This is a genomic window from Gemmatimonadota bacterium, assembly GCA_016209965.1.
Lineage (GTDB): Bacteria > Gemmatimonadota > Gemmatimonadetes > Longimicrobiales > RSA9 > JACQVE01.
In genome coordinates this window covers 1-13,904 of the sequence record JACQVE010000100.1, presented here as the reverse complement: position 1 = coordinate 13,904, position 13,904 = coordinate 1, and the positions used below count along the sequence as shown (strand labels likewise).

Sequence of the window (13,904 nt, the reverse complement as noted above, 5' to 3'; positions counted from 1 at the left end):
GCGGGCGTTCCAACCCATGAACTCGAACTTCGGACTGCTCGAGCCACTCGCCGTGCGGGTCCGGGACAAGCAGCAGCGTCGCCAGCGGCTGGCCGAGCGGGCAGCCACATCCTTCCGCCAGTGGATGGAGGAGCACGACATCGCGCCCGCGGTCCTGCCGGCCGCGGAGGTCCAGCCGGAAGTTGGGACCACGCTCCAGGATCGTGTCATCCCGCGCGAAGTCGAGGGATCCTCTGCCCCGGCCAGCTCTGCTCACTGAGGCCGCGCAACCACGTTGAACGAGCTCGAAAACTTCCTGCGCCACCTGGCTGACGAGCGGCAGCTCAGCCCGCACACGCTCTCGGCCTACCGCCGGGACCTGGTCGACTTCACCAACTTTCTCCAGAGCTACTACGGTGCCGGGGGCTGGGACTGGGGCGGCGTGGATCGGCTGGCGCTGCGCTCCTACCTCGCGCGGCTGACACGCCAGGGGCTGGCCCGGCGCACCATTGCCCGCAGGCTCTCCGCCGTGCGCAGCTTTTTCCGCTTCCTGCACCGCGAAGAGCGGCTGCCCGCGAACCCGGCCCGCGCGCTGCGCTCGCCCAAGCTGGACCGCCGCCTGCCCGGCTGGCTCAGCAAACCGGAGGTCGAGCGGCTTTTCGAGCTGGCGGAGACGCGCGCCGCCGCTGGCAGCTTCCGCGCCATCCGGGATCTGGCCGTCCTGGAGACCTTCTACGCCGCAGGGATCCGGCTCGCCGAGCTGCGCGCCCTGGACGTTGCGGACGCAGACCTGGTTGCGGACCAGGTCAAGGTGCGGGGCAAGGGGCGGAAGGAGCGGATCGTGCCCCTGGGGCGGGCGGCCGTCCGAGCGCTGCGCCATTACGAGCTCCGTCGCGCCGAGATCCTGGCCGCGCACCCTGCTGCCGATCGCCAGGCCCTGTTCCTCTCCGAGCGCGGCCGCCGGCTTTCGGCCCGCCAGCTCCAGCACATCGTGCACAACTTCCTGGCTCGCATCGCCCGAGACGCCGGCCTCTCGACTCACTCGCTGCGCCACTCCTTCGCCACCCACCTGCTGGATGCGGGAGCCGACCTCATGGCGGTGAAGGAGCTGCTCGGGCACGCGTCCCTTTCCACCACCCGCATCTACACGCACACCTCGAAGGAGCGGCTCAAGCGAGTCTATGACGCGGCGCACCCGCGCGCGTAGGCGGGGATGGCGTGGAGGGAAATCGGCCACCCCTTCGGGGTACACCGGCTGGGACAGGAGGCGGGATGCAGCAGTTCCATGGCACGACGATTGTCGCCGTGCGGCACGACGGCCGGGTCGCTCTGGGCGGCGACGGGCAGGTCACGTTCGGCGACACGGTGGTGAAGCGCACTGCACAGAAGGTGCGCAAACTCAAGGAAGGTCGCGTCCTGGCCGGATTCGCCGGGTCCGTAGCGGACGCGTTCACGCTCTTCGCAAAATTCGAGGAAAAGCTGGAGCGCCACCCGGGGAACCTGCCCCGCGCCTGCGTCGAGCTGGCCAAGGATTGGCGTACGGACCGCTACCTCCGCCGCCTCGAGGCGCTGCTCGCAGTGGCGGACAAGCAGCACCTGTTCGTGATCAGCGGGGATGGCAATGTGATCGAGCCGGATGACGAGATCGCCGCCATCGGCAGCGGCGGTGGCTTCGCGCTGGCCGCGGCCCGGGCACTCAAGCAGTACTCGGGCTTGCCCGCAGCTGAGATGGTGCGGCGCGCCCTGGAAATCGCCGGCGAGATCTGCATCTACACCAACCAGCACATCACGGTGCTGGAGCTGGAGGAGTAACTCTCCCGTAGCCGGGGAGGAGAAGGTTGATGGCCAAAGCAGTGAGAGAAGAAATGGACGTCGCGCCCGAGCTCGAAGCGCCAGCCGAACCCGCCTGGCTCGATGAACTGACGCCGCGCGAGATCGTCGCCGAGCTGGACAAATACATTGTGGGGCAGGAGCCGGCCAAAAAGGCGGTGGCCATTGCGCTGCGCAACCGCTGGCGCCGCCAGCGGGTGGAGGAGGAGCTGCGCGACGAGATCATGCCCAACAACATCATCATGATCGGTCCCACCGGCGTGGGGAAGACGGAAATCGCGCGGCGTCTCGCGCGGCTGGCGGGCGCCCCGTTCGTGAAGGTCGAAGCCGCGAAGTTCACGGAAGTCGGCTACGTGGGCCGCGACGTCGAGTCCATGGTGCGAGATCTGGTCGATGTCGCCGTGAACATGGTGCGGGACGAGCGCGAGGCCGAGGTCGAAGCAATGGCCCAGCAGCGGGCCGAGGAGCGGCTGCTGGATCTGCTCCTGCCGCCCGTGCCAGCCGCATTGGATGGCGGCGCGCCGGCCGCCCAGCAGCCCTCCCACGCCGGCGCCAGCGGCGTGAACCTGGTCGTCTCGCCGGAAGATGAGGCGGAGCCGCAGCCGGCGCCGGCGGCGCGTGAAGCAGAGCGCGACCGGGTTCGCGCGCGGCGGGAGCGTACGCGCGAAAAGCTGCGCGGCCTGCTTCAGGATGGTAAGCTGGAGGAGCGCATGGTCGAGGTGGAAGTCCAGCACGCGCCGCCTATCGAGAACATGATGGTGCCCATGGGCGGCTTCGAGAGCATGGACTTCAACTTTGCCGAGATGCTCCAGGACATGCTGCCCAAGCGGAAGAAGCGCCGCACCGTAGCCGTGGCGGACGCGCGCCGTATCCTGCTGCAGGACGAGCTGGACAAGCTCGTGGACATGGATGAGGTGGTGAATGAGGCGCTCGAGCGGACCGAGGACATGGGCATCATCTTCCTCGACGAGATCGACAAGATCGCGGGCGCGCGCGGTGGCGTGGGGCCGGACGTGAGCCGGGAAGGGGTGCAGCGGGACTTGCTGCCCGTCGTCGAGGGGAGCACCGTCCAGACGAAATACGGCGCGGTCCGCACCGAGCATATCCTCTTCATCGCAGCGGGCGCGTTCCACGTCTCAAAGCCCAGTGACCTGATCCCCGAGCTGCAGGGGCGCTTCCCGATCCGCGTCGAGCTCAGCCCTCTCTCGGAGGGGGACTTCGTCCGCATCCTGCGGGAGCCGAAGAATGCGTTGCTCCGGCAGTACGAAGCGCTGATCGGCACGGAGGGTGTCTCGCTCGAGTTCACGGAGGACGGCATCCGCGAGATCGCGCGCCTTGCGGGGGAGGTCAACGAGCGCATGGAAAACATCGGCGCCCGGCGCCTGCACACCGTGCTCACCACGCTGCTCGAGGACATCCTCTTCGACCTGCCTGCCGGGTCCACCGAACGCATCCGGATCGACGCGGCCAGTGTGCAGCAACGCCTGCGCGGCATTGTCGAGGACGAGGACCTGCGGCGCTACATCCTGTAGCACTCCCGCTCCGCCCCGGCGCTGGTGCAAGACTTGCCCCCTCTCTGCCGGGTGGGGTAGTTTCCCGCCCCGTTTCAGGCGTTGCGCCACCTCGGGAGCCTATGCGCGAGAAGCGAGACTTTCTCGAGATCCCCGACTTTTCCGCCGACGAGCTGTACGAGCTGCTCGAGCTGGCGCGCCGGCTCCGCCGCGGCGAGTACCGCGGCCAGCCGCTGGCCGGGAAGAGCCTGGCCATGATCTTCGAGAAGAGCTCGACGCGCACGCGCGTCTCCTTCGAGGTTGGCACCTACCAGCTCGGCGGCCACGCACTGTTCCTCTCGTCCCGCGACATTCAGATCGGGCGGGGCGAGCCGCTCCGCGACACGGCCCGCGTCCTCGCCCGCTACGTTGATGGCATCCTGATCCGCACCTTCGATCACCGCGACGTGCAGGAGTTGGCGCATTACGCGGATGTGCCGGTCATCAACGGGCTCACCGACCTGCTTCACCCCTGCCAGGTGCTGGCCGATGTAATGACCGTGCAGGATGCCTTCGGCCCGGACCTCACCGGCCGCAAGGTGGCGTGGGTGGGCGACGGCAACAACATGGCCAATTCCTGGCTCAACGCAGCTTACCGCTTCGGCCTCGAACTGCGCCTGGCCTGCCCGCCCGGTTACGAGCCGGACCGCGGGATTTTCGAGCGAGCGCGCGGCGCCGCCAATGTGCATCTGACTCACGACCCGCGCGAAGCGGTCGAGGGAGCCGAAGTCGTGAATACCGATGTCTGGGCATCCATGGGCCAGGAAGCGGAAGTCGAGGCGCGCCAGCGCGCGTTTCGCGAATTCTGCGTGGATGCCGAGCTCCTGCGGATCGCCGACCCGCGCGCCATCTTCCTGCACTGCCTCCCCGCGCACCGCGGCGAGGAGGTGACGGAAGAGGTGATCGAGGGGGCGCAGTCCCGCGTGTTCCATGAGGCGGAGAACCGACTGCACGTCCAGAAGGCACTGCTCGTGCGACTTATGGGCGCTTAGAGGAGGGGAGGAGGATCATGGCGGAGGAGCTGAGGCGCACGCCGCTCTACGACCAGCATCGTCGCCTGGGCGCCAGGATGGTGCCCTTTGCCGGTTACGAGATGCCACTGCAATACGGGCCCGGCATCCTGGCCGAGCACCGGGCCGTGCGCGAGAAGGCCGGGCTCTTCGACGTGTCCCATATGGGCGAGCTCGAGATCCGCGGCAACGACCCGCTCGGCTTCGTGCAGTACGTTACCACCAATGATGCCTCCCGCCTCGCCGCCGGGCAGGCACAGTACTCGGTCCTGTGCCAGGAAGACGGCGGCGCACTGGACGACTGTCTGGTCTACCGCCATGACGACCACTTCATGATCGTGGTCAACGCCTCCGGGCGGGACAGGGATCGAGAATGGCTGACCAGGTTTGCCGGCCGCTTCGGCGTCCGCGTCATCGACCGCTCCGATGACCTCGCGTTGCTCGCATTGCAGGGCCCGGCGGCCGAGCGGATCCTGCGCCGACTGGCCTCGGCAGACGTGTCGGCTCTCGCCTACTACCATTTCCAGGAAGCCCAGGTCGGGGGCCGGCCCACCCGCCTCAGCCGCACCGGCTACACGGGCGAGGATGGCTTCGAGATCTACGTCGAAGCGGGGCTGGCCCCCGCGTTGTGGAATCAGTTGCTCGAGGCGGGCGCCGACGACGGACTCCTGCCCGCCGGACTCGGCGCGCGTGATTCGCTGCGCCTCGAGATGGGCTACATCCTCTACGGCAATGACCTGGACGAGAACCACACCCCGCTCGAAGCCGGCCTGGGGTGGGTGGTCAAGCTGGACAAGCCCGCGGATTTCCTGGGGCGCACGGCCCTGCTCCGCCAGAAGTCTGAAGGTGTGCGCCAGCGGCTGGTCGGCTTCGTGCTGCAGGAGCGGGGCTTTCCGCGCCATGCCTACGAGCTGCGCTTTCGCGGCGAGCCGGCGGGCGAGGTGACGAGCGGAATCCTGAGTCCGACACTGAATCGGGGCATTGGGCTCGGCTACCTGCCCCTCGAGGCGGCCACGGCCGGGACGCCCGTCGAGGTCGTGATCCGTGACCACGCGGTGCCCGCCGAGGTTGTGCGCCCGCCCTTCTACCAGGACGGCTCGCTGCGCCGGTAAGACGCTGGGGACGGCTGATGCGCTCGGCCCCGTCCCGCATTCGCCTCTGGCCGCGGCTCTACCGCGCCGGACCGGGGTAGGAAACAGCGTGGAGCCCATCCGCTGCGCCATTCTCACGGTTTCGGACAGTGTTGTCCGCGGGACGCGGGATGATCGGAGCGGCGAGGCCATTGCGGCCTGGGCCCGGGAGCGTGGCTACGTGCTCGCGGCCCGGCGCGTGGTCCCCGACGATGCCGGTCAGATCTCTGCGGCGCTCCTCGCCTGGGCGGATGCCGGCGCGGCCGATGTCATCCTGACCACGGGCGGGACCGGCTTTACGGCGCGGGACGTGACGCCGGAGGGTACGCGCGTCGTGCTCGAGCGGGAGGCGCCCGGCCTCGCCGAGGCGATCCGGCGGGAGGGCGCGGGCGCTACTCCGTTTGCCTGGCTGTCCCGCGGCGTGGCCGGCCTGCGGGGTTCTACCTTGATCGTGAACCTACCCGGCAGCCCGAGCGGCGTGAGGGACGGGCTCGAGGTGCTCGGCCGCATTCTCGAGCATGCCGTTCAACTGCTGCGCGGCGTGGATACCGAGCGACACTAGGAGTACAGGGGGTATGCCGGATACGGTCGTCATCACCACGCACGACCTGGGACCTGCCATTGGACTGCGCGACATCTTCGAGCGGGACGGCTACGCCGTCGAACTGCTCACGGCCACGGAGCGCATTCGCGGCGTCGAGAATCCCGTCCTGTTGATCCTGACGGGCGGACTCGAGGAGAAGCGCGCGCGCCGCCTGGTTCGCGAGGCCATCGAACTGGACCGTCTCCCGGTGATCGGGCTGGCCGATCCGCCCGGTCATGGGCTCGCCGAGAACCGCCGCCGGCTCGGCCTGTCGGAATGCTTTGCCAAGCCGATCGAACTCGAGGATGTCGCACTCGTCGCCCGCCGCGTCATCGAGCGGCGTCGACTCCAGGCGCTCACCGGGATCGTGGGCGAGACCGAAGCAGTGCGTGAGGCGCTCGAGCGCGTGGTCCAGATCGCGCCCGTCCACTCGACCGTGCTCGTCACCGGGGAGAGCGGCACGGGCAAGGAGCTGGTGGCGCGCGGCATTCATGATCTGTCATCGCGCCGGCACCGACCGTTCATTCCTGCCAATGTTGCTGCCCTGACCGAGACGCTCCTCGAGTCGGAGCTGTTCGGTCACGAGAAGGGAGCTTTCACGGGCGCGGTCGCGCAGCGCAAAGGTCTGTTCGAGCTGGCCAACAAGGGCACGCTCTTCCTGGACGAGATCGGGGAGATGCCGCCCGCCACGCAAAGCAAGCTGCTGCGCGTTCTCGAATCGCGCGAGTTCATGCTCGTCGGCGGCGAACAGCCCCTTCAGGTCGATGTACGCTTCATTGCGGCGACCAACCAGGACCTGCGCACCCTGGTCGAGCTCGGTACGTTCCGCCGCGACCTGTATTACCGGCTGAATGTCCTGCACATCGAGCTGCCGCCGCTGCGCCAGCGGCGCGAGGACATTCCGCTGCTGATCGAGACGTTCATCCATCAGACCAGCCGCGAGCACGGGCGCCCGGAAATCGTGCTCTCGCCCGAAGCGCTGGCCGTCCTGCTCGAGTACCCCTGGCCCGGCAACGTGCGCGAGCTGCGCAATCTGGTCGAGTCCATGGTCGTCCTCGCGCCCGGCCGGGTCATCCGCCCCGAGGACATCCCGCCGGCCGTGCGCAGCGCGGCGGCCGCACCGTCCCGGACCGTGCTGCCCGTCCCGCTCGCGCCGCGCGTGCGCCTCGATGGCGATGACACCGCGCCGCAACTCGAATTCGTGTTCCGCACGCTGCTCCAGTTGCGCGTCGATCTCGAGGACCTGCGCCGCGACTTCGATCAGTACCGCCGGGCGCACCCGGAACTACCCGGACCCGTGCAGCTCCCTTACCCGTACCCATATCTCACCGGCAGCCTCGTCGGCTCCCCGCTCATCCAGGATGCGGAGCTGCCGGCAGAGACCGTGGAGAGCGCGGGGGAAGGAGCGGAGGAGGAGGGTGCTGTCGTCTACCGGCGCGGTATGACCATGCAGGAGCTGGAGCGCGAGGCCATCACCCTCGCCCTGCGCGACGTGCGCGGCAACCGCCGCAAGGCGGCGGAGCTGCTGGGGATCGGCGAGCGGACGCTCTACCGCAAGATCAAGGAGTACGGGATCCCCTTTTAGGCGGGGGCATGAGAGGGTTGAGCGGGCATGTCATCCCCGGTGCGCTAGCCCTCAACCCGCCCGCGCCTGCACCTTCGCCCGTTCGGTCTCCAGCCGCCGGATGATCCGCGTCCACTCGTCCGTTTCCTCGAGGCCGTAGCGCACGAGCAGCGGCAGCTCGAGATCGATGTCGGTGCTGAAGGCGTAGAGCGCCGTCTGCTGCTCCTGCTGCTGGAGCCGCTGCCGCCCCCAACCTGGCGTGAGGGGCAGCACGGCCAGCGGGTGCAGCAGCCGGCCCTGGTGCGAAAGCTGGACGTCCTCGGGCTGATAGGTGACATCCGGCTGGTAGCTGAAGAAGGAGACCAGAAAGAGCTCGCTATCCGGCGCGCCGGCCAGCCGGCGGGCCTCCTCGCGCCGACTCTCCGCCAGTGCGTGCAGCCGATTGTAGGTGTCCGGCGCCAGCAGCCGGATGACGGACTCGCTGAGCGGCGTCACCTTTATCAGGAGCGCCCCGCTCCGCAGCGCCACGGTCACCTCGTCCTGGCGCAGGGTGCCGTACCCCGGCGGCACCAGCGGCCGCGTCCGCTGCGGCGTGCCCGCACCGGCTAGCGTCGCTGCTGTGTCGGCACGCAGGCGGGCCGTGTCCACCGTCTCGATGTGGGGCGCGCCCATGGCATCCGGGCGACCGGCCGCGCCGCCGCCACTGCCGCCAGCCGAACCGCAGGCGGCCAGGGCGCCGGCCAGCAGGACGCAGGTGCGCTTCACGTCGCCACTCCCCCTTCCCTCAGCAACTGTTCCAGGCTGTCGAGCAACGCGTCGCGCCCCTCGCCGGTCACGGCGGAGAAGGGAATGACCTGCTCCTCGTCGAGGGCCAGCTCCCGGACAATGCGGGCGATCCGCTGCTTGCGGGCCGACCACGACAACTTGTCCACCTTGGTCAGGGCGAACAGCAGCGGTTTCCCCGCCGAGGCCAGGTACTCGACCATCTGCCGGTCCTCCGCCGTCGGCTCGTGCCGCGCGTCCAGCAGTTGCACCACTCCCCGCAGCGCCGGGCTGCCGGAGAGGTAACTTTCGAGCAGCGGGCGCCAACTTCGCCGCAGCGCGGCCGGGACCCGGGCATAGCCGTATCCCGGCAGGTCCACCAGGAAGAAGCGCAATTCCCCGCCGCTGGCCGCGGTGGCCCGGACCCGGTAGAAGTGGATCTGCTGCGTGCGCCCCGGCGCCTTCGACACCCGCGCGACTCGCGCCCGGGTCCGCCCCAGCAGCCGGTTGATGAGGCTGGATTTGCCGACGTTCGAGCGCCCGGAGAACGCAATTTCGACCAGCCCGCCGCCCGGCCGCTCGCCCGCCGGCCGCGACAGTGCCCCGGCAAACTCGACGGACTGGATCTTCACCCGGCGGGCAGCGCGGCGCCTGGCGTCACGCTTCTTTCTTCCTCGACTCGGGGTGCAGCACGAGCAGCGGCGGGATGCTTTCCGTCACGCACTCGGCCGTGATGACCACCTCGCGGACATCGTCGCGGGACGGGATGTCAAACATGATGTCGCGCATCAGCTCCTCGAGCACCGCGCGCAGACCGCGGGCGCCCGTGCCGCGATCCAGCGCCGAACGCGAGATGGCGGAGATCGCCTCGGAATCGAAGGTCAGATGGATCCCCTCCAGGTCGAACATCTTCTCGTACTGCTTGACCAGTGCGTTCTTCGGCTCCTGCAGGATCCGGCACAGCGCGTCCTCGTCCAGCGATTCCAGCGTAACCAGCACGGGCAGTCGGCCCACCAGCTCGGGGATCAGCCCGAAGCGCAACAGGTCCTCGGGCTCGACGCCGCGGAAGGGATTCTGCATGTTCCCCGGCCGCGGCTCGGCGCTGCCACTGCCGTCGTTGAAACCGATGCGGCGCTGACCCGTCCGCGCCTCGATGATCTTCTCCAGACCGTCAAACGCGCCGCCGCAGATGAAGAGGATGTTGCGGGTGTTGACCTGGATGTACTCCTGTTGCGGGTGCTTGCGCCCACCCTGCGGCGGGACGGAAGCGATCGTGCCCTCCAGAATCTTGAGCAGTGCTTGTTGCACACCCTCACCGGAAACATCTCGCGTGATGCTCGGGTTCTCCGACTTGCGCGCGATCTTGTCGATCTCGTCAATGTAGACAATGCCGCGCTCGCACTCGGCGATGTTGAAGTCGCTCGCCTGCAGCAGCCGCACCAGAATGTTCTCGACGTCCTCGCCCACGTAACCGGCCTCGGTCAGCGTGGTCGCATCGGCAATGGTGAAGGGCACCTCGAGCACCCGCGCCAGCGTCTGGGCAAGGAGCGTCTTTCCCACCCCCGTCGGCCCGATCAGCAGGATGTTGGACTTGTCGATCTCGACCTCGTCCAGCACACCCTGGTGGTTCACCCGCTTGTAGTGGTTGTAGACTGCAACGGCCAGAGCCTTCTTCGCGTTCTCCTGGCCGACCACGTACTGATCGAGGACATCCTTGATCTCGCGCGGCGTAGGAATGCGGGGCACCGCCTCCGCCGCTTCACGCTCCTCTTCTTCGGCAAGGATCTCGTTACACAGCGAGACGCACTCGTTGCAGATGTAGACCGAAGGGCCGGAAATGAACTTCTTCACCGAGTCCTTCGACTTGCCGCAAAAGGAGCAGCGCAAGTGCTTTTCACTAGGCATGGCACGCGTCTGGCTACGAGGGAGGGCGAGGCCCGGGCGGCGCGTCGTCGCAGCCGCTCGAGCCGTTACTTCTCCTGATGCTTGCCTACCTCGACCACCTGGCCCTTGTGTGAGACCACGTGGTCGATCAGCCCGTAATCCACGGCCTCGAGCGGGCTCATGAAGCGGTCCCGATCCACGTCCTCCGCGACGCGTTCGACCGACTGGCCGGTGTGCTCCGCCAGGATCTGGTTGATCCGCTCGCGCGCGTACAGAATTTCCTTGGCCTGGATCTCGATGTCCGACGCCGTACCCTGACTTCCGCCGGACGGCTGGTGGATCATGATCCGCGAGTTGGGCAGCGCGTTCCGCTTCCCCTGTGCCCCCGCCGCCAGCAGCAGCGCGCCCATGGACGCCGCGATCCCCATGCACATGGTGGCCACCGGCGCCTTCAGGTACTGCATAGTATCGTAAATGGCCAGCCCGGCGTAAACCGCGCCGCCGGGCGAGTTGATGTAGAGGTAAATGTCCTTATCCGGGTCCTCCGCCTCGAGGAAGAGCAGTTGCGCGATGATGATGTTGGCCACGTTCTCGTCCACGGGCGAGCCCAGGAAGACGATGCGGTCCATGAGCAGCCGACTGAAGATGTCGTAGCTGCGCTCGCCGCGACTCGTGCGCTCGATCACGTAAGGTGGGTAGATGGCCATGTTCCCCCGAATCCCGCCGTCCTTCATTCGATGGTAGATTGCGCCTTCAGAAACTCGAATACCTTATCTTCCAACAGCTCCTCCTCGAGCGCCGCAAGCTGCCCCGTCTTTCGGAGCTGCACCTTGACCTCGGCCGCCGGGCGCCCGCCTCGCCGCGCCAGCTCCTCCACCCGGGCCTCAACCTCCTCTGCTCCGGGACGGAGCGCCTGCTGCTCGGCGACGCGCTCGATCACCAGCATCCGCTTGAGCGCGTGCTCGGCGCCCGGACGGGCCACCTGATGCATCTCGGCGACCCGCTCCGGATCTGCCCCCTCCCGCGGGCGAATGATCCGCTTGAGGTACTGATCGACCATCATGTTCGGCACCTCGACCGGATTCGCCTCCAGGATATGCTCGATCAAATGACGCCGCACGCCGCGCTCCGCTTCCGCGTCCGCCTCGCGCTCCAGCTCGAGTCGGATATGCTCCCGCAGCGCAGCGACCGTATCGAACTCGCCCACGCTGCGCGCCAACTCGTCATCCAGCGGCGGCAGCTCCGGCCGCTTCGCCTCGATGAGGCGGATGCGGACGGGCCGCGCCGCGCCCTGCGCTTCCGCGCCGCCGGCCTGCGCGGCCGGCAGCGTGAACTCGCCGGCTTCTCCCGGCCGCAAGCTGCTCACGGCCGCTTCGATCTCCGGCAGTACGCGCCCCTCCCCCAGCACTGTCTGATAGGGCCGTGGCTTCGCCACAGTACCGCCGGTAGCGGCGCCCGTGGACGCAACCTCGAAGCCCACCAGGTCGCCCGACTGCGGCGCCTCCTCGTCGAGCGGCCGCCACACCGCCTGATCCCGGCGCAGGCGCTCCAGCACGATCTCCACGTCCGCTTCGCTGACCGGCGCCCGCTCGCGCTTCACGCGGAACCCGCCCAGCCGCTGCAGCGCGATCTCGGGCCGGATCTCGAACTCGACCTGGAAACTCAGGTCCGAGCCCGCGTGGTAATCGACGTTGTCGAGCGCGGCCTGCGTGATCGGCTGCAGCCCCTCGCGTGCCAGCGCTTCCCGGTACGTCGCATCCAGCACCCGCTCCAGCGCTTCGTGCTCGAGCGCCGCGCCATACTTCCGCTCCAGAACGTGCGTGGGGACCTTCCCCTTGCGGAATCCGGGCAGCTTGATGCGCTGCGCCAGCCGCTGCGCCGCCTGCTGGCGCTCACGCTCCACCCGCTCGCCTGGCACAGTGATCGTGAGCCGCCGCGCCCAGGTGCGCGGCTTGTCGACGGCAATGCTCAGCTCGGATGACTTGGCGGCCATGCCCTACCCGGAATGTCCCGAAAACCTCATGCGAAAGGGGGGACTCGAACCCCCACGGGCAGAGCCCACGAGATCCTAAGTCTCGCGCGTCTACCAGATTCCGCCACTTTCGCGGTGCCTGGGGAATCTAACCACGGCGGAAGTGCAGATCAACGGATTCTGCGCGCCGCTCTTGCCGCTGCCGCCCTGGTGAGCCCCAACGAAGCGCCTGCGGAGCGCCCGTCGACGGAGCTTGCCCTGAGCCCCTTCGACCCTGCTCAGGGCAGCCTCCGCGGAAGGGCTGAGGAAAGGAGCTTGCCGCGGCGAATACGTGACTGCAGGTGTGAGAAGCGCGGTCCGGCCTAGGGTAGGCGCAGGTTGGCGATCTGGCTGCGGCCGTCCGGCGTCTCGAAGAGCAGCGAAACTACTTCTCCTGATCGGACCCGCCGGAGCAGGGAATGTGCTTCCCGGGCGGATCGGACCTCGCGCCGGTTCAGGGCCAGGAGTCGGTCGCCGGGTTCCACGTTCTTGCGGTAGGCCGGCCCGAGGGGATCGACGCGAACGACGATGACACCGCCAGCCTTAGCCAGCCCGAATTGACGCGCCAGCCTGGGCGAGAGCTCGGCAACCTCGAGACTGCTCGGAATCGCCGAACCGAACGCTGGGGAGCCCATGCGCCGCAATCTTTAGGACCGCTACATCCGTCGTGGGATCGCGACCGACCACCCGCGCGTCGTAGCTGCGCTTGTCCAGCAACGTCACTCGGATCCGGTCCGCTGCCTGGACCACGTGACTGCGGGGAAGCTACTTCTCCTCTTCCACGATCTCGTAGTCTGCCTCGACGACCTCCTCCTCCTTATCGCGGGCGCCGCTGCGCTCCTCCGGGCCGGCAGCGGCGCCGGCAGCGGCGCCCTCTGGGGCCGCCCCGGCCGGCTGCTGCGCCGCCTGCGCCTGATAGACCTGCTGGCCGGCCGCGCTGAACGCCTGCATCAGCGCGTCGCGCGCGCGCTTTACCTCCTCGGTGTCATCCTGTTTGAGCGCCTTCTTGCCGCGCTCGAGTGCGCCATCGACGGTGGCGCGGGTGTCAGCCGGCAGCTTGTCGCCCCACTCCTTCAGGTCCTTCTCGACCTGGTAGATCAGGGCGTCGAGCTGGTTGCGCGCTTCGACGCTCTCCCGCCGACGTCGGTCCTCCTCCGCATGGGAGTCGGCGTCCTTCACCATCCGCTCGATCTCGTTCTCCGAGAGCCCGCTCGAGGCCTCGATGCGGATCTTCTGCTCCTTCCCCGTCGCACGGTCCTTCGCCGTCGCGTGCAGGATCCCGTTCGCGTCGATATCGAACGTCACCTCGATCTGCGGCACGCCGCGCGGCGCCGGCGGGATGCCCGTGAGCTGGAACCGGCCGATCGTCTTGTTGTCGATGGCCATGGGCCGCTCGCCCTGGAGCACGTGGATCTCGACCGTGGTCTGGTTGTCCTCCGCCGTCGAGAAGACCTCGGCCTTCTTGGTCGGGATCGTCGTGTTGCGCGTGATCAGCGGAGTCATGATGCCGCCCAGCGTCTCGATGCCGAGCGAGAGCGGCGTCACGTCCAGCAGCAGCACATCCTTCACTTCGCCCGCGAGCACGCCGCCCTGGATCGCGG

General features: G+C 68.3%; 16 protein-coding genes and 1 tRNA gene. 8 read left to right on the top strand and 9 right to left on the bottom strand.

Annotation, left to right across the window (positions count from 1 at the left end):
* The first annotated feature begins 16 nt into the window (after positions 1 to 16).
* From HY703_04215 to HY703_04180, 8 genes are all read left to right on the top strand, one after another.
* Positions 17 to 259 (top strand): hypothetical protein, encoded by a 243-nt coding sequence (locus tag HY703_04215; protein ID MBI4544380.1) that lies wholly within the window; start codon positions 17 to 19, stop codon positions 257 to 259.
* 15 nt (positions 260 to 274) lie between these two features.
* A complete protein-coding gene (locus HY703_04210; GenBank protein ID MBI4544379.1) occupies positions 275 to 1,186 on the top strand; it encodes a tyrosine recombinase XerC in 912 nt (303 codons plus the stop codon).
* A 65-nt stretch (positions 1,187 to 1,251) separates the two neighbouring features.
* Positions 1,252 to 1,791: an ATP-dependent protease subunit HslV gene (gene hslV / locus HY703_04205; GenBank protein ID MBI4544378.1), complete on the top strand. Its 540-nt coding sequence runs from the start codon at positions 1,252 to 1,254 to the stop codon at positions 1,789 to 1,791.
* A gap of 53 nt (positions 1,792 to 1,844) precedes the next feature.
* Positions 1,845 to 3,341: an ATP-dependent protease ATPase subunit HslU gene (hslU, locus tag HY703_04200; GenBank protein ID MBI4544377.1), complete on the top strand. Its 1,497-nt coding sequence runs from the start codon at positions 1,845 to 1,847 to the stop codon at positions 3,339 to 3,341.
* A 101-nt stretch (positions 3,342 to 3,442) separates the two neighbouring features.
* A complete protein-coding gene (gene argF, locus HY703_04195; GenBank protein ID MBI4544376.1) occupies positions 3,443 to 4,351 on the top strand; it encodes an ornithine carbamoyltransferase in 909 nt (302 codons plus the stop codon).
* 17 nt (positions 4,352 to 4,368) lie between these two features.
* Positions 4,369 to 5,481: a glycine cleavage system aminomethyltransferase GcvT gene (gene gcvT, locus HY703_04190; protein ID MBI4544375.1), complete on the top strand. Its 1,113-nt coding sequence runs from the start codon at positions 4,369 to 4,371 to the stop codon at positions 5,479 to 5,481.
* A gap of 97 nt (positions 5,482 to 5,578) precedes the next feature.
* Positions 5,579 to 6,061: a MogA/MoaB family molybdenum cofactor biosynthesis protein gene (locus tag HY703_04185; protein ID MBI4544374.1), complete on the top strand. Its 483-nt coding sequence runs from the start codon at positions 5,579 to 5,581 to the stop codon at positions 6,059 to 6,061.
* A gap of 13 nt (positions 6,062 to 6,074) precedes the next feature.
* Complete coding sequence (locus HY703_04180; protein ID MBI4544373.1) at positions 6,075 to 7,667, top strand: sigma-54-dependent Fis family transcriptional regulator; 1,593 nt, start codon at positions 6,075 to 6,077, stop codon at positions 7,665 to 7,667.
* 51 nt (positions 7,668 to 7,718) lie between these two features.
* Here HY703_04180 and HY703_04175 read toward each other — a convergent pair whose 3' ends face one another.
* The 9 genes from HY703_04175 to HY703_04135 form a co-directional block, all read right to left on the bottom strand.
* Entirely contained in the window at positions 7,719 to 8,411 is a 693-nt protein-coding gene (locus tag HY703_04175) for a hypothetical protein (protein ID MBI4544372.1), read from the bottom strand.
* Entirely contained in the window at positions 8,408 to 9,040 is a 633-nt protein-coding gene (locus tag HY703_04170; protein MBI4544371.1) for a YihA family ribosome biogenesis GTP-binding protein, read from the bottom strand. Before HY703_04170 ends, HY703_04175 begins: the two co-directional genes overlap by 4 nt.
* A gap of 25 nt (positions 9,041 to 9,065) precedes the next feature.
* On the bottom strand, positions 9,066 to 10,313 hold the full coding sequence (gene clpX, locus HY703_04165; protein MBI4544370.1) for an ATP-dependent Clp protease ATP-binding subunit ClpX: 1,248 nt from the start codon (positions 10,311 to 10,313) through the stop codon (positions 9,066 to 9,068).
* 65 nt (positions 10,314 to 10,378) lie between these two features.
* Positions 10,379 to 10,999 carry an ATP-dependent Clp endopeptidase proteolytic subunit ClpP gene (clpP, locus tag HY703_04160; GenBank protein MBI4544369.1) on the bottom strand — a complete coding sequence of 207 codons (621 nt, stop codon included), beginning with the start codon at positions 10,997 to 10,999 and terminating at the stop codon, positions 10,379 to 10,381.
* Positions 11,000 to 11,022: 23 nt separating this feature from the next.
* Positions 11,023 to 12,285, bottom strand: coding sequence for a trigger factor (gene tig / locus HY703_04155; GenBank protein MBI4544368.1), 1,263 nt, complete (start codon positions 12,283 to 12,285; stop codon positions 11,023 to 11,025).
* Between the two features lie 29 nt (positions 12,286 to 12,314).
* Positions 12,315 to 12,398 (bottom strand) — tRNA-Leu (locus tag HY703_04150).
* A 228-nt stretch (positions 12,399 to 12,626) separates the two neighbouring features.
* Positions 12,627 to 12,938: a PDZ domain-containing protein gene (locus HY703_04145; GenBank protein MBI4544367.1), complete on the bottom strand. Its 312-nt coding sequence runs from the start codon at positions 12,936 to 12,938 to the stop codon at positions 12,627 to 12,629.
* Positions 12,847 to 13,053, bottom strand: a complete 207-nt coding sequence (locus HY703_04140) for a trypsin-like peptidase domain-containing protein (protein ID MBI4544366.1) — start codon at positions 13,051 to 13,053, stop codon at positions 12,847 to 12,849. The genes HY703_04145 and HY703_04140 overlap by 92 nt, the downstream gene beginning before the upstream one ends.
* Before the next feature lie 15 nt (positions 13,054 to 13,068).
* The coding region (locus HY703_04135; protein ID MBI4544365.1) for an Hsp70 family protein at positions 13,069 to 13,904 on the bottom strand (836 nt) is incomplete at its 5' end.